This window comes from Pseudooctadecabacter sp., assembly GCF_020627745.1.
Taxonomy (GTDB): Bacteria; Pseudomonadota; Alphaproteobacteria; order Rhodobacterales; family Rhodobacteraceae; genus Octadecabacter.
On the sequence record NZ_JAHDGE010000041.1, the window covers coordinates 1 to 20,956 of the forward strand.

The 20,956-nt window shown below is 60.2% G+C and carries 25 protein-coding genes; 10 read left to right on the forward strand and 15 right to left on the reverse strand.

Annotation, left to right across the window (positions count from 1 at the left end; all coding sequences use genetic code 11):
• The 3 genes from QZ653_RS13005 to QZ653_RS13015 form a co-directional block, all read right to left on the reverse strand.
• A partial coding sequence (locus QZ653_RS13005) for a TCP-1/cpn60 chaperonin family protein (protein WP_296420592.1) occupies positions 1-622 on the reverse strand: 622 nt, incomplete at its 3' end.
• 48 nt (positions 623-670) lie between these two features.
• Positions 671-958, reverse strand: coding sequence for a co-chaperone GroES (locus QZ653_RS13010; protein WP_296420594.1), 288 nt, complete (start codon positions 956-958; stop codon positions 671-673).
• A 208-nt stretch (positions 959-1,166) separates the two neighbouring features.
• Positions 1,167-2,261 (reverse strand): Hint domain-containing protein, encoded by a 1,095-nt coding sequence (locus tag QZ653_RS13015; protein WP_296420595.1) that lies wholly within the window; start codon positions 2,259-2,261, stop codon positions 1,167-1,169.
• Between the two features lie 375 nt (positions 2,262-2,636).
• Between QZ653_RS13015 and QZ653_RS13020 the strand changes: the two genes are divergently transcribed.
• The gene (locus tag QZ653_RS13020) at positions 2,637-2,948 is read left to right on the forward strand and encodes a hypothetical protein (protein WP_296420597.1); all 312 of its coding nucleotides are present in this window, start codon (positions 2,637-2,639) and stop codon (positions 2,946-2,948) included.
• Between the two features lie 103 nt (positions 2,949-3,051).
• Entirely contained in the window at positions 3,052-4,041 is a 990-nt protein-coding gene (locus QZ653_RS13025; protein ID WP_296420598.1) for a TraB/GumN family protein, read from the forward strand.
• A 10-nt stretch (positions 4,042-4,051) separates the two neighbouring features.
• On the opposite strand, the gene QZ653_RS13030 is transcribed toward QZ653_RS13025, so the two are convergent.
• Positions 4,052-4,699: a DUF2161 domain-containing phosphodiesterase gene (locus tag QZ653_RS13030; protein WP_296420600.1), complete on the reverse strand. Its 648-nt coding sequence runs from the start codon at positions 4,697-4,699 to the stop codon at positions 4,052-4,054.
• Positions 4,700-4,774: 75 nt separating this feature from the next.
• Between QZ653_RS13030 and QZ653_RS13035 the strand changes: the two genes are divergently transcribed.
• From QZ653_RS13035 to QZ653_RS13065, 7 genes are all read left to right on the forward strand, one after another.
• Positions 4,775-5,476, forward strand: coding sequence for a ZIP family metal transporter (locus QZ653_RS13035; protein ID WP_296420602.1), 702 nt, complete (start codon positions 4,775-4,777; stop codon positions 5,474-5,476).
• 82 nt (positions 5,477-5,558) lie between these two features.
• Positions 5,559-6,476, forward strand: coding sequence for a manganese-dependent inorganic pyrophosphatase (locus QZ653_RS13040; RefSeq protein WP_296420604.1), 918 nt, complete (start codon positions 5,559-5,561; stop codon positions 6,474-6,476).
• Between the two features lie 100 nt (positions 6,477-6,576).
• Positions 6,577-7,452: a TIGR01459 family HAD-type hydrolase gene (locus tag QZ653_RS13045; protein WP_296420606.1), complete on the forward strand. Its 876-nt coding sequence runs from the start codon at positions 6,577-6,579 to the stop codon at positions 7,450-7,452.
• Positions 7,453-7,546: 94 nt separating this feature from the next.
• Positions 7,547-7,999, forward strand: coding sequence for a MaoC family dehydratase (locus QZ653_RS13050; RefSeq protein WP_296420608.1), 453 nt, complete (start codon positions 7,547-7,549; stop codon positions 7,997-7,999).
• A 36-nt stretch (positions 8,000-8,035) separates the two neighbouring features.
• Entirely contained in the window at positions 8,036-8,968 is a 933-nt protein-coding gene (locus tag QZ653_RS13055; protein WP_296420610.1) for a bifunctional riboflavin kinase/FAD synthetase, read from the forward strand.
• Entirely contained in the window at positions 8,961-9,431 is a 471-nt protein-coding gene (locus QZ653_RS13060) for a YcgN family cysteine cluster protein (RefSeq protein ID WP_296420611.1), read from the forward strand. The genes QZ653_RS13055 and QZ653_RS13060 overlap by 8 nt, the downstream gene beginning before the upstream one ends.
• Entirely contained in the window at positions 9,432-10,472 is a 1,041-nt protein-coding gene (locus QZ653_RS13065) for a threonine aldolase family protein (protein WP_296420612.1), read from the forward strand. It begins immediately after the preceding gene.
• Here the strand turns inward: QZ653_RS13065 and QZ653_RS13070 are convergent.
• A complete protein-coding gene (locus tag QZ653_RS13070; protein WP_296420614.1) occupies positions 10,469-11,185 on the reverse strand; it encodes an alpha/beta fold hydrolase in 717 nt (238 codons plus the stop codon). The genes QZ653_RS13065 and QZ653_RS13070 overlap by 4 nt on opposite strands.
• Before the next feature lie 54 nt (positions 11,186-11,239).
• A complete protein-coding gene (locus tag QZ653_RS13075; RefSeq protein ID WP_296420616.1) occupies positions 11,240-11,836 on the reverse strand; it encodes a 2-hydroxychromene-2-carboxylate isomerase in 597 nt (198 codons plus the stop codon).
• Between the two features lie 98 nt (positions 11,837-11,934).
• Between QZ653_RS13075 and QZ653_RS13080 the strand changes: the two genes are divergently transcribed.
• The gene (locus QZ653_RS13080; protein WP_296420618.1) at positions 11,935-12,951 is read left to right on the forward strand and encodes a ribose-phosphate pyrophosphokinase; all 1,017 of its coding nucleotides are present in this window, start codon (positions 11,935-11,937) and stop codon (positions 12,949-12,951) included.
• A gap of 7 nt (positions 12,952-12,958) precedes the next feature.
• On the opposite strand, the gene QZ653_RS13085 is transcribed toward QZ653_RS13080, so the two are convergent.
• The 9 genes from QZ653_RS13085 to atpA form a co-directional block, all read right to left on the reverse strand.
• Complete coding sequence (locus QZ653_RS13085; RefSeq protein ID WP_296420620.1) at positions 12,959-13,309, reverse strand: H-type lectin domain-containing protein; 351 nt, start codon at positions 13,307-13,309, stop codon at positions 12,959-12,961.
• Between the two features lie 84 nt (positions 13,310-13,393).
• Positions 13,394-14,596 carry an MFS transporter gene (locus QZ653_RS13090; protein ID WP_296420621.1) on the reverse strand — a complete coding sequence of 401 codons (1,203 nt, stop codon included), beginning with the start codon at positions 14,594-14,596 and terminating at the stop codon, positions 13,394-13,396.
• A gap of 128 nt (positions 14,597-14,724) precedes the next feature.
• Entirely contained in the window at positions 14,725-15,219 is a 495-nt protein-coding gene (locus tag QZ653_RS13095; RefSeq protein WP_296420623.1) for a hypothetical protein, read from the reverse strand.
• Positions 15,212-16,264 carry a DoxX family protein gene (locus tag QZ653_RS13100; protein ID WP_296420624.1) on the reverse strand — a complete coding sequence of 351 codons (1,053 nt, stop codon included), beginning with the start codon at positions 16,262-16,264 and terminating at the stop codon, positions 15,212-15,214. Before QZ653_RS13100 ends, QZ653_RS13095 begins: the two co-directional genes overlap by 8 nt.
• Positions 16,265-16,353: 89 nt before the next feature.
• Complete coding sequence (locus QZ653_RS13105; protein WP_296420626.1) at positions 16,354-16,875, reverse strand: DNA topology modulation protein FlaR; 522 nt, start codon at positions 16,873-16,875, stop codon at positions 16,354-16,356.
• Between the two features lie 61 nt (positions 16,876-16,936).
• The gene (locus QZ653_RS13110) at positions 16,937-17,338 is read right to left on the reverse strand and encodes a F0F1 ATP synthase subunit epsilon (protein ID WP_296420627.1); all 402 of its coding nucleotides are present in this window, start codon (positions 17,336-17,338) and stop codon (positions 16,937-16,939) included.
• 22 nt (positions 17,339-17,360) lie between these two features.
• The gene (gene atpD / locus QZ653_RS13115; protein WP_296420629.1) at positions 17,361-18,785 is read right to left on the reverse strand and encodes a F0F1 ATP synthase subunit beta; all 1,425 of its coding nucleotides are present in this window, start codon (positions 18,783-18,785) and stop codon (positions 17,361-17,363) included.
• Between the two features lie 18 nt (positions 18,786-18,803).
• The gene (locus QZ653_RS13120) at positions 18,804-19,676 is read right to left on the reverse strand and encodes a F0F1 ATP synthase subunit gamma (protein ID WP_296420631.1); all 873 of its coding nucleotides are present in this window, start codon (positions 19,674-19,676) and stop codon (positions 18,804-18,806) included.
• A gap of 18 nt (positions 19,677-19,694) precedes the next feature.
• Positions 19,695-20,956: F0F1 ATP synthase subunit alpha (atpA, locus tag QZ653_RS13125; RefSeq protein ID WP_296420633.1), on the reverse strand; the 1,262-nt coding region annotated here is incomplete at its 5' end.

The following is a 20,956-nucleotide window of genomic DNA, read 5'->3' on the forward strand; positions in this document are numbered from 1 at the left end:
GATTGGTGACAAAGTAGGGGGACAGGTAGCCGCGGTCGAACTGCATGCCTTCGACGACGTCTGTTTCTGTTTCCAGACCTTTGTTTTCCTCAACGGTGATCACACCGTCGTTGCCCACACGCTGCATGGCGTCTGCGATCTGCTGACCGATGGCTTCTTCGCCGTTGGCAGAGATGGTGCCGACCTTGGCCACTTCCGCGCTGTCTGCAACCGGACGGGCCGCTGCAACAATCGCTTCAACCACGGTGGTTGTCGCCAGATCAATGCCACGCTTGAGGTCCATTGGGTTCATGCCAGCGGCAACGGCTTTCATGCCTTCTTTGACGATGGCCTGGGCCAGAACCGTTGCGGTTGTTGTACCGTCACCGGCTTCGTCGTTGGTGCGGGAAGCAACTTCCTTGACCATCTGCGCGCCCATGTTTTCGAACTTGTCTTCCAGTTCGATCTCTTTGGCGACAGACACACCGTCTTTCGTGATGCGCGGCGCGCCGAAAGACTTTTCCAGAACCACGTTGCGGCCTTTGGGGCCCAGTGTCACCTTTACCGCATCGGCAAGGATGTTGACGCCGCGCAGCATTTTGTTGCGGGCATCGGTATCGAATTTGACGTCCTTAGCAGCCATATTCTTTCTCCAGTTTTATTAAATTTCGAATGACGAAAGGGCGTCCGCTTAGGACAGCGTGCCCAGAATGTCGCCTTCTTTCATGATCAGCATCTCTTCACCGTCGACGGTGATTTCCGTGCCGGACCACTTGCCGAACAAGATGCGGTCGCCTGCTTTGACGGACATCGCGATCAGCTCGCCGCTGTCTTTGCGTGCGCCTTCGCCCACAGCAACGACTTCACCCTCGGAGGGCTTTTCTTTTGCAGTGTCGGGGATGATCAGGCCGCCAGCGGTCTTTTCTTCGCCTTCTACGCGGCGAACCAGCACGCGGTCATGAAGCGGTGTAAAAGCCATGTCAGGAGCTCCTTAGCTTATAATTTCAAAATGACCCCGCGTTTCGCAAGGCCGTTATCACTCACTCGGGTCGAGTGCTAACGGCGGATAGTTAGGCAAGCATTTTGAGGCTGTCAACAACCGATCCGAAAAGAATTGTCATCCCGATGCCAAGTGTCGGCCCACGCGCCGCCGGGGTCCCTGATTGGCGGTCCCGTCCGGTCGCCTGTCAGCCCGCGATACGCTCTGCCATTCGTTGGGCGCCATCCATAAGATGCGGATCAAGCAGCGGCTTGTTGTTCTTCCGGCTGCGCGCAAGCAACCGGTCAAACTTGCCCCGTCCCATAAGAGGAAAGACGGGGCGGCGACTGACCGCGACGTGCCCCGATTGTTCGATCAACGGCAAACGCAGCCGCGTGGACAGCGGCAATGCAGCCCGCGCCATCGGCGCCAGCAGCAGGCTTTCGACCGGTGCATCATTGGCAAACACAACCTGATGGCGCGCAAACAGCACATGCCAATAGGTCACGTGGCCGCCGTCACTGCGTTGCGTCACCCCCTCCAGCCCCAAGAACCGTTTTGCAGGTACCAGCACCCGCGTGCTGTCCGCCATGCGCCCTGCGATCTTTGATGAGACCAGCATCCGGTGATTGGGCGACACCTCAAGCGGATGGCGCGGCAGGCCCGCACCAAGGCTTCCTGCCTCGAACCTTATGGGACCGATCCGGTCCCGCGCGGCGCGCCGCTGTTTCCCGATGAGCAGAACAGGCTGCACCCCGTCCGTCAGGGTCTGCACCAGATCCCCCTCCCGCAGATCCTCCACCGCGACCTCTTTGCCGTCACACAAAATCTGTGTGCCTGTCGTCAGACAGACCGTGTTGATGTCATGCCGCCGATCCTGCGCCGCGATCCCCCCGAAATCCGATCTGATCACCGACGTCAGTTCGATGGATTGCACGTTCTCACCGTCCAGAATGTTGCCCAGCAAAAACACATCGCCATTGTCCATCTGAAACACCGTCGCGGTCGCGGTATAGGTCGTGCCATCGCCCCGCAGGATCAACGCTTCATACTGAAGCGTCGAATCCAGCTGCACCAGAACAGGGCCCGCGCCCGCATCGTAACTGACCGAGTCGGTTGAGGCGTTTTCATTGTCAAAAATCGCCCCGTCATCGTTGGCGTCATCCACCGTCAACTGAACCTCGGGCGTGTTGGCATAGGGCCCCAAAAGGGAGGCAGCCTGTTCGGAATCCTGGTTGGTTTCATCAGGGTCCACGTCGGGGCGGTTGCCCAAAAAGACAGTGTCAAAAAGATATGTGGTCATGTGATCCCGCTGGTTTTCTGTGCGCGACGGGTCTAGCCACCGAATCCCAAAAACCGGTTAACCGGCGATTCAATATGAATCAGCGGTCATGCCATCATCAAAAATGTCCCAGACGCCCCCGTCTGCGCAGCATCTTTCAACCTGCGCGGGCGTCCTCGCAACATTCTGTTTTTCTGCAAGTGGGCGGAAAATAATCCTTGATTGGACATTTTGTCGCGTCCTATGACACAGCCACCCAAGAAGGAGAGCGACATGACGAAAGGATATTTTACCCGAGCCTGCTGATGCAGCCCCGTCGGTCGCGTGCGCCCTCAGGCGCCTTTTCTGCCCCTCAAACCTCACCCGTTTTTGGACTCCTTCTTCAGGAATACTGTTATGCAAAATCTGTTCTACGTCCCGCCGCACCAGCCGCGTGACATTCACCCGCGCCCCGCTGGCGTGCGCCAGGTCGTCAAACGCAATGCGCCGACGCGCCTCGATCTGGGCGTGTCCCATCCTGCCATTGATCCCGCGGCCTATAACGCTGGCCTCGTGACGGTTGGCGACATCGCCGCAGAACCCGGCCTCAGCCCTGCAACCGTCCCGGTGGCCCGGCGCGGACTTCGGGTGCGGCTTGGCGGATGGCTCACACGGTTGGGCCAGAGAATCGCAGGCGACATGCCGCAGCCCCTAGGCCAACCTGTCTGACCGGACGGGTTGGCCGCCCTCATTTTGGGGGCGGTGATCTTTGTGGTTGCTCAAAGGGCGCACTCACCTACCCTCAGGGACACCTTCATTGCGGGATGACGCCATGTTCAGACTGATCGCCCTTTTCTGTGTCCTGCCATTCATGGCGGCGGCCCAATGTGTCGGCCCCAGCTTTGTCGATCAACTGTCCTTGGCAGACCGCGCAGCGCTGGACGCCCGCGCCGCAAGCACGCCCTATGGCACCGGTCTTGAATGGACCGCGCGGCGGGGCGATACTGTGCTGACCCTCGTGGGCACAATGCATCTTCCCGACCCCCGTCATGACGTCCTGCGTTTCGCCGTGCAGGGCGCACTCTCTCAGGCCGATCTGCTGCTGGTTGAGGCCACACTGGACGACCAGACCGCCCTGCAGCGCCATATGGCGGACAACCCCGATCTGCTGGCCATCACCGACGGCCCGACCCTGCCCGAACGTCTGGATGACGCAACCTGGCAGAGTATCCGCACAGCCGCCGCCGACCGCTCCATCCCCGGCTTTATGGCCGCCAAAATGCAGCCGTGGTTCCTGTCCATGTCCCTCGCCCTGCCGCCCTGTGCCATGCAGGCGATGGTGCAGGGGGAGGCCGGGCTGGACACGCTGCTGATGCAGGACGCGGCCCGCCTGGGCGTGCCCACCGCCCCGCTTGAGCCTTGGCAGGATACCTTCGCGCTGCTGTCGGGCGGCACATTTGACGAACAGCTGGCCGCATTGCAGCTGGCCGTCATGGACGGCGACGACCAGAACGCGCTGATTGTGGCGCTGACGGAGTTCTATTTCGCCGGAATGACCGCCCACAGCTGGCACATCGCGGGGTTCACGCACCAGCTGTTGCCCAACATCGACCAAGCCACCTTTGATGCGCAGATGGCCCAGATGGAACAGGACCTGCTGGTCAGCCGCAACCGCAACTGGATCCCCGTGATCGAAGAGGCCGCCGCCAAACATGACCGCATCGTTCTGGCCTTTGGTGCGGCACATCTGATCGGGCAGGACGGCGTGCTGGCGCTCCTGGACCGCAACGGCTGGGTGGTCACCCCCCGCGACAGTTTCTAAAGTCAGGGCCCTAGATGTCGCCCCAGTCGGCCAAAGCCGCCCGGCCCGCGGCACTTAACCCATAAACGCCCTTTTCGACCTTTTCGAACCAGCCATAGTGGTTTTCACGCATGATCCGTGTGGCCACCGGAACTTCGGCCCATTCGGCCACCTTGGCGCCCTTGCTGGCGCCATGCACGGCCAGAAATCGTGCGCATTTCAACGCGTCCTGACGATAGCCCGTGACGATCCCGTGGCGCGTGGCACCCCCTGCGTTGGGGTCCCCCTCAAGACGGTCAAAGGCACGCAACAGCTGGGTCTTTTTCTTTTTCAGCCGTTTGGCCGCATAGGGCCCCGGATCGGCCAGTGCCTCAACAAAACCATCACGCAACCGCACGGTCAGAACGCCCAGCCCCAGCCGCCGCGCCAGTTTGACGTTGTTGCGCAGCGCCTTGGTCTTGCCGCCTGCAGGCACGGCCACATAAACGTCTTCGGTCACGGCCAGCCGGTCTATTCCCTGATGAAACAGCGCCAGCGAAAACCCCAGCTTCAGCTCGACAATCACCACATCATCGCCACGCCGCCCGACCACATCAGCGGCCCCGACCTCGCCTTTCACATCATACCCCTGACGTTGCAAATAGGCCTTCACGGGCGGGTAAAGATCGGCTTCCTTCATGGGGGCACATTGCGCCAGCCCCGTGATCACGGCAAGAGTGATGGAACCCACCCGCAGGCACAGGCGTAGGCCGTTATGGATTTGCTCATTGTCATCGCCGTCGTCTCCGCCGCCCTCTTGGGCGGGGCACTTTGGGGGGCCTATGGCACCCTGCCCCGCAGGCTTGAAGGTTTCCTGATCGCCATGGCAGGCGGTGCATTGATCGTCGCGGTTGTGGATGAACTGATCAAACCCGCCAGCATGCATGTCGAACTTCACTGGCTGGTTCCGGCCGTTCTGGCCGGTGCCGTCACGTTCACGACCCTGGACAAATGGGTTGACGCGCGATTTGGCGATGACAACGGCGGCGGGCTGCTGTTGGCCATCACACTGGACGGCATTCCCGAAAATCTCGCCCTCGGCGTAGCCTTGATTTCTGCCTCCGCGCCTGAGGTCGCGGCACTTGCAGGCTCCATCATGCTGTCGAACCTGCCCGAGGCCGCAGGCGGCGCACAGGCCATGCGCAAGGCGGGGCTGACGCGATGGCGCGTTGTAGGCATCTGGGCGGCCACGGCCCTGCTGCTGGCGGGTGCGGCATGGGCAGGCCACGCATTGCTGCAGGACACCCCGCAAGAGGTTCTCTCCCTCATCCGCGCCTTTGCCGCCGGCGCCGTGGTCGCCTCCCTCGCTGTTGAAATCTTTCCCAAAGCCTACCGCGAAGACAGCTATCAGGCGGGCATTGCCGTGACCGTCGGCCTGATGCTGGCCTTTTGTCTGGGCACTCTGGGTGGTGCATAGCTGCCCTGCATCTGCTGCCCCGTGACAAGGGCCACGCCCCCTCCTATAAGGCGCGCAAACGCTAACCCCATAGGTGATTTGCATGACCACACTCGTTTTCGGCCACACGGCCCCCGACACCGACAGCCTCGGATCCGCCCTTATCTGGGACTGGTTCCTGAACCACACCGGCACACCCGCCGCCGCCCGCCTGTTGGGCACACCGAACACCGAAGCCGCCTTCGTCGCCAAACGCTGGGGCTTTGAGGAACCCGCCATCATCGCGGACGTCGAAGACGACCAGCCCTGCGTGATTGTCGACACCAACAATCCCGCCGAATTGCCGGCCAACATCAACAACGCCAATGTCACCGCCATCATCGACCACCACCGTCTGGTGGGTGGCATTGAAACCAAAGGTCCCATCGACATCACCATCCGTCCGCTGGCCTGCACCGCGACGCTGATGTATGACCTGATGGGCGATCACGCCGCCCATATGCCCGACGCGATCAAGGGCCTGATGCTCAGCTGTATCCTGTCCGACACGCTCGAATTCCGCTCCCCCACCACCACCGACCGTGACCGTGATCTGGCCGTCGCCCTGGCCGGTCAACTGGGCGTTGCCATTCCCGACTATGCTGCCGAAATGTTCGCGGCAAAATCCGATGTCTCCGCCTTTTCGGACGCCGAACTGCTGCGCATGGACAGCAAGGAATTCGAAACCGAAGGCACGAAATTTCGCGTCTCCGTTCTGGAAACCACAGCGCCCGCAATCGTTCTGGACCGCAAGGCATCCCTGATGCAGACGATGACCACTGTCGCGGCTGAAGACGGTGTGGATCAGGTCCTGCTGTTTGTCGTGGATATCCTTAATGAGGAAGCCACCCTGCTGGTCCCCAATGACCTGACGAAAACCGTGGCCGAAAAATCCTTTGGCGCCGCCGTTTCCGGCGACGCGGTTGTCCTGCCCGGCATCATGAGCCGCAAGAAACAGATCATTCCGGCCCTCAAGGTTTGATTAAACATCGCTCCGTGCGCCTTCCCTGACGGGGCGGCGGGCGGGGCGTCTTGGCCAACGGCCAAGAGCGTCGACCCGTCCGTCCCCGAAGGAATGCCCCATGCCCCAGATCATCACCGCCTTCTCTGAAATCTCCACTCAATACGACGTGGCGTTCGTTGATCTGTGGGGCTGTATCCACAACGGCCTGACACCGTTTGACGACGCCGTCGCCGCAATGAAAACCTACCGCGCCGCAGGGGGCACTGTGGTGCTCGTGACCAACTCGCCCCGCCCGTGGGACAGCGTGGCCAAACAGATCACCGACATGGGCGTGGACCCTGACAGTTGGGATGCCATCGCCACCTCCGGCGACAGCGCGCGCGCGGCCATGTATCGCGGCATCGTCGGCCAAAAGGTGTGGTTCATGGGGGAGGAGCCTCGTGACGACGACTTCTTCAAACCCCTGTCCATCATCGAAAACCCGGTCGACATCCAAAAGGTCCCGCTGGAGGAGGCCGAGGGCATCGTCTGCTGCGGCCCCTTCGACACGCAGGCCGATCCGGCCATCAATCGTCCCGAATTTCTCTATGCCAAGACCAAGGGGCTGAAACTGCTCTGCGCCAACCCCGACATCATTGTTGATCGGGGTGAGACGCGCGAATGGTGCGCGGGCGCGCTGGCCGCACTTTATACCGAGATGGGCGGCGAAAGCCTGTACTTCGGCAAACCCCATCCGCCGATCTATGATCTCGCGCGCCGTCGCTATGCCGCCCTGCCCCAGTCCATGAACGATCCGCGCATCATCGCCATCGGTGACGGGATTCGCACTGACATTCTGGGCGGTCAGATGGAAGACATCGACACGCTTTTCATCACCGGCGGCCTTGCGGCGGCGGAAACAAAGACCGACAGCCATCCGGATGAAGCCGCGCTAAACGCCTATATCGAAACGGAAAAAGTGACGCCGACCTATTCCATCGGCTTCCTGCGCTAGGGCAATCCGTCCTTGACAGATGCTGCATCCGCAAAGTAATAAAATTTCAACCTACGCAGTGTAGGTGATTTTTTGTTACCTAAAGGATCACATCATGCTCGACAATCAAGGCAATGACCCCCGCGGCACCATCTGCATTGAAGACATCGAAATCGGCATGTCGCGGTCCCTGCGCAAGATCATCACCGACCGTGACATCGAACTCTTTGCCGAAGTGTCCACCGACCACAATCCAGTGCACCTTGATGATGAATACGCCCAGGACACCATCTTTGAAGGGCGCATCGCCCATGGTATGCTCACCGCTGGCCTGATCTCTGCGGTGATCGGGGAACAGCTGCCCGGCCATGGCACGGTCTATCTGGGCCAGAACCTCAAATTCCTTGCCCCCGTGCGCCCCGGCGACATGGTTGAGGCCATCGTAACCGTCACCGACATGGACATCGCCAAACGCCGCGTGACCATGGACACCCATTGCGAAATTGACGGCAAAAAGGTCCTGAAGGGTGAGGCTGTGGTGCTGGCCCCCTCGCGCAAATTCGACTGACTTGCGCCCCTTGCGGGACCGCGCTAGGCCTTGCCCATGCGCATCATCCGTGACCCAGCGTTCATCGCACAAACCGACCGTGGCGCAGCTGCGGCCATTGGCAATTTCGACGGTGTGCATCTGGGCCACCAGGCGGTCATCGACCTGACGCGCAACGCTGCAAACGGCGCGCCTGTGGGCATTGTCACGTTTGAACCGCACCCACGCGAGTATTTCGCCCCCGACGCCCCGCCCTTTCGTCTGATGAACGCGGCGGCCAAGGCCAATCGCCTTGAGAAACTGGGGCTGGACGTCCTGTTTCAGGTGCCGTTCAACGACGCGCTGGCCGCCCTTACCCCGCGGGAATTTGCGCAGAATATCCTGTCCGACATGCTCGGCCTGACCCATGTGGTCGTGGGTGAGGATTTCTGTTTCGGCAAGGACCGTGCGGGCAATGCCGATGATCTTCGGGCCTTCGGGGCGCAGATGGGCTTTGATGTGACCATCGCACCGATGCTGGCCACCTCAGCAGGCAACGTGTCCTCGACCGCGATCCGCCAAGCGCTGACTGACGGGCAGCCGCGTATTGCCGCACAAATGCTGGGCCATTGGCACCGCATCGACGGGCCGGTGATCACTGGCGAACAGCGGGGCCGCGAATTGGGCTACCCCACGGCGAATATGTCCATCGACGGGCTGCATCCGCCCAAATTCGGGGTCTATGCGGTGAAGGTCGATGTCCTCGAAGGGCCGCACGCGGGCAGCTACAACGGCGCGGCCTCGATCGGGGTGCGGCCCATGTTCGGGGTGAACACCCCGAATTGTGAGACGTTTGTCTTTGATTTCTCAGGCGATCTTTATGGCACGCAACTCAGCGTGGCCTTGGTCGATTACCTGCGTGGTGAGGAAAAGTTTGACGGGCTGGACGCGCTGATCACCCAGATGGACGCCGATTGCGCCCGCGCGCGGGACATTCTGGCCGATGTCTGATCCCATCGACAGAACCGGCCTGCGCCCTGATTTCTGGGCCAATATCCCCATGGACAAAATGACCCGGCCAGAATGGGAAGCGCTGTGCGATGGCTGCGGCAAATGTTGCCTCAACAAGCTTGAGGATGAGGACAGCGGCGACGTCGCCCTGACCCGCGTGGCGTGCAAATTGCTCGATGACAGCAGCTGCCGCTGTGCCGCCTACACCAACCGTCATGACTTCGTGCCCGAATGCATCGTGCTGACGCCCGCGACGATCCAGAACCATATGTATTGGCTGCCGCAAACCTGCGCCTACCGTCTGATCAGCGAAGGCCGCCCGCTGCTGCATTGGCACCCGCTTTTGACCGGCACGGCGCAGTCTGTTCACGATGCCGGTGTCTCCGTCCAAGGGTTGACGGTGTCCGAGGCCAACACCCCCGACGACGATTGGGAAGATCACATCATTGAGGAGCCTGTGTAAATGTTTTTCGCGTCAGACAATTCCGGTCCCGCCCACCCGAAGGTGATGGAGGCCATGATCCGCGCCAACGACGGCTACCGCTTTGGCTACGGGGCGGACGACGAAATGGACCGCGTGCGCCAAGGAATTCGTGATCTGTTTGAGGCCCCCGAGGCCGCCGTCTATCTGGTCGCCACAGGCACGGCGGCCAATTCGATTGCCCTCGGCACCTTGTCAAATCCGTGGGAGACGATCTTTTGCACCAAGCTGTCACACATCAACGAAGACGAATGCAACGCGCCTGAATTCTACTCAGGCGCCAAGCTGACCTGCGTGCCCGATGAAAACGCCAAGATGACCCCCGCGACCTTGCGCGCCACGATTGAAGGCGAGGAAACCCGCGGCGTTCACGGCCCCCAGCGCGGGCCGGTGTCGATCACGCAGGTGACGGAAAAAGGCACCGTTTACACCCTGGATGAGATCGCGGCGCTGACCGAAGTGGCCCGCGAATTCGGCCTCGCCACCCATCTGGACGGCGCGCGCTTTGCCAATGCCATCGTCACCTTGGGCTGCACCCCCGCTGAGATGACGTGGAAGGCGGGCATTGATTGCGTGTGCTTTGGCGGCACGAAAAACGGGCTCATGGGGGTTGAGGCTGTCGTGTTCTTTGACCCCAAACACGCGTGGGAATTCGAACTGCGTCGCAAGCGCGGCGCGCATCTGTTCTCGAAGCATCGCTATCTGTCTGCCCAGATGGAGGCTTACTTAGAGGGCGATCTTTGGCACGATCTGGCGACCAAAGCCAACGATGCTGGCCAGCATCTGGCGGACGGGTTGCGCGGGATGAATGCGGTGACGTTCCCTTACGACCCGGAGGCGAACCTGATGTTCTTTGAGATGCCCCGCAGCCTGCACCAAAAGGTCCGCGCCGCGGGCGCCCAGTATTATCTGATGGGCGCTGAGGACGGCGACGGGGACGAAATGGTCATGGGCCGTCTGGTCTGCGACTGGTCCGTAGGCCGCGAGGGCGTGGACGCGTTTCTGGCAGCGTTGAAGGCCTAAACGGCTGTCATGGCGTGGGCGACCTGGATGGGGTGGGTCAGCGGCACCATGTGATCGGCCCCGTCGATCACCGCGCGACGGGCCTGCGGGATACCCCGCTCCAGCCCGTCCAGAATGGCCGGAATGACCGGCTGGGTGCTGCTGCCTTCGATCAGATCCACCGGGCAGTGCACCTGATCCAAGCGGTCCAACATGCCATGGACATCCTCCTCAATCGCGGGGGCTGCGGCAGGGATCAGATGAATCTGGTCGCGGATACGGGCGCGGTTCTTGTCGGGCAGATCGGCCCACGCAGGGCCGGTGCCCCACATGGAGGTAAAGACCGCAGATGCGGTGTCACGATCCTGCGCCGTCATGGCCGCCACAAAAGGCGCGAATGCGGTTTGGTGGGCGTCATAGGCCGCAGAGCCACGGGCTGCGGCAAACATCACCGGTTCGATCAAGGTCAGACGGCTGACTTTTTCCGGCGCGTCTAGGGCCAAACGCAGGGCCACGGTCGCCCCGAAGGAATGGCCGATCACGTGGGCGGGCGCGTCGGTCAGCGCGCTGGCGACGGCCAAACTGTCGCTGTGGTAATCCTGTCCGGCCCACGCGCCCGATTTGCCGTGCCCCGGAAGATCGAAGAATGTGTTGGCGGCGTCAGGCAAAGCCTCCGCCAGCGGCATCAGGGACAGCCCGCGCCCCAGCGAACAGTGGACAAACAAACGGGGCATCCCCTGCCCCGTCTGCATCACCCAGATGTCTTGGCCCGCGATGTGCCGCAGCACCTAGAATTCGCCGGACAGGTGGCGATCCAGATCGTCGATGCGGTCCTGCCCCCAGAACCGTTCATCCTTGTCGGAGATAAAGAACGGCGCGCCGAAGACGCCTTTGGCCACGGCTTCTTCCAGATTGCGGGCGTAGGTGTCCGCGCCCTCCAACATGCCGCTGTCGGCCAGTGCGGGATCAAAACCGGTTTCCTCAAGACAGGCGCGGATCACGTCGTCGTCTGCGATGTTCTTGTCGTCTGCCCAACAACTGCGCGTCAGGGCCTGCACCAGCGCGCCCACGTTGCCGCCTGCGTTTTGCGCAGCGATGATCGCATAGGACGACGGGGCCATATTGGTGGGCCAGTGCGCGGGTTTCATGGTGAAGGGCAGACCGGTGACAATAGCGCGACGGCGCATGTCTTGCAGGCGGTATTCCTGCCGGTTCGGGTGCCGGTCCTTGGGGGGAATGCCGCCCGTGGCGCCGAACAGGCCCATGATGTCCAGCGGCTTGTAGGTCACGGTTGCGCCGTGCTTTTTGACGACCGCCTCAAACTCCGGTCCGGCCAGATAGGTGAAGGGGGAAATGGTCGCGAAGTAGTAATCAATATGTGGCATTTGGCTCTCCTAATTCGCCCCGAGTTTTGTTGGTGGCAGGTTAGTTACGTGCTAGGCGGTGTCAACGTCACGAATCTGTCATCATTGGACCTGCCCCCATGCCAAACCTGATCGAACCGAAGCTGATTTCCGGCAACGCGAACCAACCCCTTGCCAAAGCCGTGGCCAAGCGGATGTCCATGCACCGTGGCATCAATGTGGGGCTGGTGGATGCGCGGGTTGAACGGTTCAACGACGGCGAGATTTTCGTCGAGGTGTTCGAAAACGTCCGTGGGGAGGACATGTTCATCATCCAGTCCACATCGAACCCCGCCAACGACAACCTGATGGAATTGTTGATCATCGCGGACGCCCTGCGCCGGTCTTCGGCTGCGCGCATCACCGCTGTGATCCCCTATTTCGGCTATGCGCGGCAGGACCGCCGGTCCAAGGCCCGCACGCCCATCACCGCCAAGCTGGTTGCGAATATGTTGGTTGAGGCCGGGATCGAACGGATTCTGACCCTTGATTTGCATGCCACGCAGATTCAGGGGTTCTTCGATATTCCCGTGGACAACCTTTATGCCGCGCCGGTCTTTGCGCTGGATGCGATGCACCACTTCAAGGGGCGCGATGATGTGATGGTCGTGTCACCGGATGTGGGTGGCGTCGCCCGTGCCCGCGATCTGGCCCAACGGATCGGCGCGCCTTTGTCCATTGTCGACAAGCGCCGTGGCAAGCCCGGTGAAGTGGCTGAAATGACGGTGATCGGCGACGTCAAGGACCGCACCTGTCTGATCGTGGACGATATTGTCGATACCGCAGGCACCCTGTGCAAAGCAGCCGAGGTGTTGATGGATCACGGTGCCAAGGAAGTGCATTCCTACATCACCCACGGCGTGCTGTCCGGCCCTGCCATCGACCGCATCGGCAAATCCGTGATGAAACATCTGGTCATCACCGACACGATCGTGCCGACCGAGGCGGTGAAAGGCTGCGACAAAATCCGCATTGTCCCCACGGCCCCGATGTTCGCACAGGCGATCATGAACACATGGAACGGCACATCCGTGTCGTCCCTGTTTGACCACAACACGTTGCAGCCGATCTACGAGGGCATGTATTCCGCCGGTTAACTGCGGGTTAGTACAGGTCCCATTCGTCGGCCTGCCGCAATTCCCCGATGGCCTGCCACGCGACACGGACGCGTGCGATCTTGCTGTCGCCCCATGTGCGGAACACGATGGCGAAGCCGTCGCTGGTGACATCCTCGGCCTGCACATCGGCGCGTGAATTTGACCCGTTGGACATATCGAACATGGACAGGGTTGCCATGACCACAGGCGGCGCACGGAAGCTTTCGGAAAATTCCACATAGGCCCGCACCTGTCGCGCGCCGTCGCCCGCCCACATGACACCGTCATGTTCGAAATCGGAAAACATGACCATGTCCCCGTGATCGACCCCGATCAGATGATTGCGCATTCGCTTCATGTTATTTCCGCACCGAAAGGCGGCCTTCCCCTATCCATCGGACACGATAGCGACAAATTCGGGCACATATAAGATAAATCTGGTTCAGGATTGCGCCAAAGGCCGCAGCCGCACCAACAACGGCACGATAACAACCAGCAGTACCGCTGACATCAGGAATGGCGCACCCGGCAGATAAATTCCGCTGTCGTCAACGAAAGCCTCGAACGTGCCGGTGACGACCAATGGCGCTAGGAACGCCGCAATAGACGCAAGGGATGCGATCACCCCCTGAACCAGCCCCTGCTTGTCCTCCTCGACCGTATTGGACGCCATAGCGGTGATCATCGGGGGGGTGAGATCGGACAGGGCCGCCAACAGAAGAAAGATAACAAGACCCGTCACCGTGCTGATGACCCCGAACCCGACCATCCCGATGATGGCTGATGCAAGGCCCAGTTGCAGCGTCCTGTATTCCCCGAACCGTTTGATAAAGACCGGCAACAAGCCGCCCTGCACGATCGCCAACAAAATCCCGTAGCCCGCCAGAGACACCCCGATATAGAGCGTCGACCAGCCAAACAGTTCACGTGTGAAAAACGCCCATAGGGTCGGATAGACCATGTTGGCGAATTCAAACAGAAAAAGACAGACAAGAGGTACAGCAAGGCCCGGAATGCGGAACGCCTCAAGAATGGTTTTGAACGGGTTAAGGTCACGGCGGCCGAAGGACCGTCGTTTCTCGGGGGGCAGGCTTTCAGGAAGAACAAACAGCCCGAAGACCACATTCAGTCCTGAGATTGCCGCTGCGATCCAGAACGGCGCGGTGATATGCCATTCGGCGGCGATCCCCCCGATGGCGGGTCCCAGAACGAAGCCAATGCCAAACGCGGCCCCGATCATGCCAAAGCGCGCCGACCGTTCCGTGGGTGACGAAATGTCCGCAATATAAGCCGTGGCCGTGGTGTAGGTCGCCCCCGCAATGCCGGCCAGAATGCGCCCAACCAGCAAGACCCAGAACACATCTGCCAGCGCCATAATCACATAATCCACAGCCAGAACGAACAGCGCCAGCAGCAACACAGGTTTGCGCCCGAACGCATCGGACAGGCTGCCAATAACCGGCGCGAACAAAAACAGCGCCCCCGCGTAGGACGCCATAAGGATCCCGCCCCAGAACGCGCCTTCGCCGGTGTTGCCGGCACCCACACGGTCCATCAGGTCGGGCATGATCGGAAAGACGATGCCGATGCCGATGGCATCAATCATCAGGGTGATCAGAATGAAGATATAGGCGCGATTTTTCATGGTCCGAGATGACGCGGACAGGGCGATAGGGGCAAGCGAAATCGCGCGTTTTGCTGACATCAGTTGTCAGCAGACTGCCTGCGGTTGCGGCCAGCCCGACATTTGAACACCGCTGACGCGGCCCGTGATCAGCCTTCAGCGTCCGGCAAGATGTCTTGCGTTACGGTCAATTCAGCCGCGATGCGGTCTTCGCCGATGACATAGTAGGAATGGTCATTGGTGCTTAGATTGACCGTCACAACATGATCCCCCAACGGCAGGTCGGGAATATGAAAATGAGGGCCGTACATCCGCGCCACCTTTATGTCGTCGATATAGAGATGGGCGTGGCCTTCGTTTGGCACGTGGGGTCCATTCACGCCCGCGGGAGAGAATGTAAAATTCTCGGTCAGAAGGGTCAGGTTCCACCCTGTCTTCGGGTCCTTGTCCACCTCGATCCGGATTTGCGGGGCTGTATCGGGATCAACTTGCAGGGTGCCATGCGCCATCTCATGGGCCAGCATGTCAACCGTGGGTTCCTGCAAGGGCATGTCGCGAAACACGGGCGCAATGATCGCACCTACCAGAATTGACGCGATACACAGGTAGATGAGGTATGGAAACCGCAGGGAAAAATCACGCATCACTTGGTACCCGAATAGTCTTGAGGTTGGTGTTCTTGCGCCGCGCAGGCAAAACCGCACGCAAACGCCAGCGTTGCCCCGCACCCAGCAACATAAGGATAAGCGCGACGCCAATGACAGGCATATGTCCCACAAATTCAACCAATGCCGCTTCGTTGTTGCCTTCGATCAGGAACAGGACATTGGACGCCAGAAGGACGACAGACAGGGCCAGCACATTCAGGCGTGTCGTGGTCCCCAAAACGAGGATGACGCCAAAGATCACCTCGACAAATCCGGCTGACAGCGCGAACAGGCGGTCGGTGAAAAAATCAAAGCCGATGGCCGGCAGGAAATTCCAGGTGTTCGCGGCCAGAAAACTTTCTGCCAGCACCGCCCCGAACAGCTTTTCCGCAAGCCCCAGCACGATAAGGGAGATACCGGCGCAGATGCGCAGGATCGCGACGGAAAACGGTTTATACCTTTCACGCAATTCTTCGGTCGGAAGATTGTTGATCAGCAGGAATATTCCGATCCCCACCATGATGAAATATTCAAGTGCCGCCAGAAGACCGAACTTCACCGTCAGACCCAGATGCAGGATCAACAGCAGGATCGCGGCGTGGCGGATAAACCGGTTGGCGATAAACAATATGCCGATGATCGCCTGAAGAAAAATCAGCACGGTCCCGAATTCCCCGAACGCGATAAGATGCGGCGCGATGATCGCCCCTTCATATGCTGTCAGCAGCATCGACATGCCGGTAAAGATGCGCAGGATTTCGATGAAGTCATGTCGGGTTTCGCTGCCGACAATCCGGACGTTTGGCAGCAATGCATCCAGCACGACAGAAGCCGCAACAATGACAACTGAAATCGCAATCCAGATCAGGACTTCGGGGCTGGTCAGGGTGTAGGATTCAAAATCCTCGATCGTGACATTGGCATCTACAAACCAGCGGACATGGGAAAAGGCGGTGGTCGCTGTCACCAGGTAGACCAGCATCGCAATACCTGTCAGTTTCACTGCGGTGCCAAAGGTTGTGCCGGATGACTGAAAGTTCATGACGCGCCTTACCATTACATCTTGTGTAATAACTTAGGATGCGGCGACGGTTTTTCCACTTGGGGGGGCTGCGACACTTTTGGTCGCTGTCATGGGTGCGGGGGCGTCCGCCACAAACTTAGCGCGCTGTCGACATCAACGCGGGTGTGGCACCGGATAACAGGGATCGTTGCAGCCGCCACAGTGTCGTGGATCGTACGGCGAAAAAGTGCATCCGCCCGCAGGCTGCGCCAGCCGAACCGCCACTGCGAAATCAGGTGGTCAGGATTGTCGTCGGGAAGTTCCGGTCGTGTCCGGTTCCGAAACGTCACGGGCCGCACAAACAGCCGCAGCGCACGGAGGGATAACGGAGGATCAAGCCATACGACCGCATCGGCGTACGGCAAAGCCACCGGCAGACATGATGGCCCCCCTTCGACAATCCAGCACGGGGTCTTCAGGGCCGATGCAAGGTCGTGCGAGACGACGTCCTTGGGCCGACGTTCCCAGTTTCTGGTCAGTTTCAGGGCGTCATAATGAACCAATGGGACATCCGGCCGCGCGTCGGACATACGGCGCGCCAGATGGGTTTTGCCCGATCCGTTGGCGCCGGTGATGATGACACGGTCCATCGGTTTCTACGAAAAAGGGCGCCCCGTCGGGACGCCCTTCGTCAAATAGTTTGGGTGCAGATCAGACACCAACAGCGCGCATCGCATCGACAAGCGTGTTGCGGACCATATCGGCCTCGTCCACGCCCTGCCCGCTTTGCTTGGCGGCCTCGAAGGCCGCGTCGGCGTCGGCGATCAGGCCATCCATATACTCGCGGGTCACGTCGCCCTTGGGCAACGCTTTCTCGGCAAGAACGGAAACGGCATTGCCCGTAATTTCCGCAAACCCGCCGGACACGAAGTAGTCATCGGTGCCCTTGGCATGCGTCACGGACAGGATGCCGGGCCGCAGGGTGGTGATGGTGGGGGCATGATCGGCCATCGCCGTCATATCCCCGTCCGCACCCGGGATCTGAACCTCGGTCGCGTCGAGAGCCGCCAAACGGCGCTCAGGGCTGACAAGGTCGAATTTGAAGTCTGCCATGTGTGTGGCTCCTACTTCTCAATTAAGCTGCGTCAGCAGCCATTTTCTCGGCTTTGGCTTTCACTTCGTCGATACCGCCGACCATGTAGAACGCACCTTCGGGAAGGTGGTCATACTCGCCTGCGACAACGGCTTTGAAGGACGAAATCGTGTCTTCAAGTGGAACCTGCACGCCGTCAGAACCGGTGAAGACCTTCGCCACGTCGAACGGCTGGCTGAGGAAACGTTCGATCTTACGGGCACGTGCCACGGCCAGTTTGTCGTCCTCAGAGAGTTCGTCCATGCCCAGAATGGCGATGATGTCCTGCAAGGATTTGTAACGCTGCAGGATTTGCTGAACGTCGGTTGCAACCTTGTAGTGCTCATCCCCGATGATCAGCGGGTCCAGCAGACGGGACGTGGAACCCAGCGGGTCCACAGCCGGATAGATGCCTTTTTCCGAGATCGAACGGTCCAGAACGGTCGTCGCATCAAGGTGGGCAAAGGACGTGGCCGGCGCAGGGTCGGTCAAGTCATCCGCAGGCACGTAGACGGCCTGTACGGAGGTGATCGAGCCACCTTTCGTCGACGCAATACGTTCCTGCATGGCACCCATGTCGGTGGCCAGTGTTGGCTGGTAGCCCACAGCAGAAGGGATACGACCCAGAAGCGCGGACACCTCGGAACCGGCCTGTGTGAAGCGGAAGATGTTGTCCACGAAGAACAACACGTCCGAACCGGTGTCGTCGCGGAACTGTTCCGCAAGGGACAGACCGGTCAGAGCGATCCGCATACGCGCTCCCGGAGGCTCGTTCATCTGGCCGTAGACCAGTGCGATTTTGGACTCTGGCAGGTTATCGGGAACGATAACGCCGGATTCGATCATCTCGTGGTAAAGGTCGTTGCCTTCACGGGTCCGCTCACCCACACCGGCGAACACGGACACACCGGAGTGCACCTTCGCGATGTTGTTGATCAGTTCCATGATGAGAACGGTTTTGCCCACGCCGGCACCGCCGAACAGACCAATTTTACCACCCTTCGTGTAAGGCGCCAGAAGGTCGATGACCTTGATGCCTGTCACAAGGATTTCAGTCTCGGTGGACTGGTCTTCGAACTTGGGCGCTTCGCCGTGGATCGAACGGCGGGCGTCGGTGTTCACAGGGCCCTGCTCGTCAACGGGATCACCGGTGACGTTCATGATGCGGCCCAGTGTGGCGTTGCCCACGGGAATGGAGATCGGTGCGCCGGTGTCGGCTACAGCCTGACCGCGGACCAAGCCCTCGGTTGCGTCCATCGCGATGGCACGAACGGTGTTTTCACCCAAGTGCTGCGCCACTTCCAGCGTCAGTTCCTTGCCATTGTTGTCTGTTGTCAGCGCGTTCAAAATCGCTGGCAGATCGCCATCGAACTGAACGTCCACAACGGCGCCGATCACCTGAGTGATTTTGCCATTTGCTTTTGCCATTTTCGTTTCTCCGGTTTCTTACAGCGCTTCCGCGCCGGAAATGATTTCAATCAGCTCGTTGGTGATGACGGCCTGACGGGATCGGTTGAATTCGATTGTCAGCTTGTCGATCATCTCGCCAGCGTTTCGTGTCGCGTTGTCCATGGCGGACATCCGTGCACCTTGCTCGGATGCGCCGTTCTCCAGCAGGGCAGAGAAGATCGCCGTGGCGACGCCGCGCGGCAGCAGATCGGCCAAGATGGCCTCTTCGCTGGGCTCGTAGTCGTAAAGCGTGCCTTCGTCCGCTTCGGTGCCTTCGGGCACGGAGAAGGGGATGATCTGCTGGGCTGTCGGGATCTGTGTCACAACGTTCTGGAACTTCGCATAGAAGATCGTGGCGACGTCGAATTCACCCGCATCAAAGCGGTTCAGCACGTCGCGGGCGATGTCCTGTGCGTTGTCGTAGCCCACGCGCTTGACCTCGGAGAGGTCCACGTGACCGACAAAGCTGTCTTCCAGATCGCGGCGGATCGCGTCGCGGCCTTTCTTGCCAACAGTCAGAACCTTTACGGTCTTGCCCTGCGCCTTCAACTCAGCCGCGTGAGAGCGGGCGAGTTTGGCGATATTGCCGTTAAAGCCACCGCACAGACCACGTTCGGCTGTCATGACCACCAACAGGTGCACTTGATCGGAGCCTGTCCCGCTGAGGAGTTTGGGCGCGCCCTCACCCCCAGCAGCCGCTGCCAGGCCCGCCATCACTGCGTTGAACCGCTCCGTATAGGGGCGGGACATCTCAGCCGCATCCTGTGCCCGCCGCAGTTTTGCGGCGGCCACCATTTGCATGGCCTTGGTGATCTTGCGGGTCGACTTGACCGACTCGATCCGGTTTTTAAGGTCTTTAAGGTTAGGCATGTGCCTGTATCCTTTCCCTTATGCGTAATCGGCGGCGAATGCGTCGAGAGCTGCTTTCACCTTGTCAGCCGCGTCGCCTTTGATCTTTGGATCTTCGTTGGTGATCCAATCCAGAACATCGGCGTTGTTGGCGTGCATATGTGCCAGCATTGCGTCTTCCCACTTGCCCACATCCGCCACATCGACTTTGTCGAGGTAGCCGTTGGTGCCAGCAAAAATGATCACAACGATTTCGGCGTTGGTCAGTGGCGAATACTGCTTTTGCTTCATCAGCTCTGTCAGACGGGCACCACGGGCCAGCAGGCGCTGGGTGGCGGCGTCCAGATCGGAACCGAACTGCGCAAAGGCAGCCATTTCGCGGTACTGGGCCAGCGACAGTTTCACGGGACCCGCAACCGAAGACATCGCCTTCGTCTGTGCGGAGGACCCAACGCGGGACACGGACAGACCGGTGTTCACAGCAGGACGGATACCCTGATAGAACAGTTCGGTTTCCAAGAAGATCTGACCGTCGGTGATCGAAATCACGTTTGTCGGAATAAACGCGGACACGTCACCACCTTGGGTTTCGATGACCGGCAGAGCCGTCAAGGAACCGGAGCCGTTGTCTTCGTTCAGCTTCGCAGACCGCTCAAGCAGACGGGAATGGAGGTAGAACACGTCACCAGGATAGGCTTCACGGCCCGGTGGGCGACGCAGAAGCAGGGACATCTGGCGGTAGGCCACGGCCTGCTTGGACAGGTCATCATAGATGATCAGCGCGTGACGGCCGTTGTCGCGGAAGTGTTCCGCCATGGCTGTCGCGGCATAAGGTGCAAGGAACTGCAGCGGGGCCGGGTCGGATGCCGTCGCGGCCACAACGATGGAATACTCCATAGCGCCGTTTTCTTCGAGCTTCTTGACCAGCTGTGCCACTGTGGAGCGTTTCTGGCCGACAGCCACGTAGACGCAGTACAGTTTCTTGCCTTCGTCGTCACCAGCGGCTTCGTTGTAGGACTTCTGGTTCAGGATCGTGTCCAGCGCGATGGCTGTTTTACCTGTCTGACGGTCGCCAATGATCAGCTCTCGCTGGCCACGGCCAACAGGGATCATCGCGTCCACGGACTTCAGGCCGGTGGCCATTGGCTCGTGCACAGACTTACGCGGGATAATGCCCGGCGCCTTCACTTCGGCCACGCCGCGCTTTTTCGCGCCGATGGGGCCTTTGCCGTCCAGCGGGTTGCCCAGACCGTCAACAACGCGGCCCAGCAGTTCGTCACCGATTGGCACGTCCACGATGG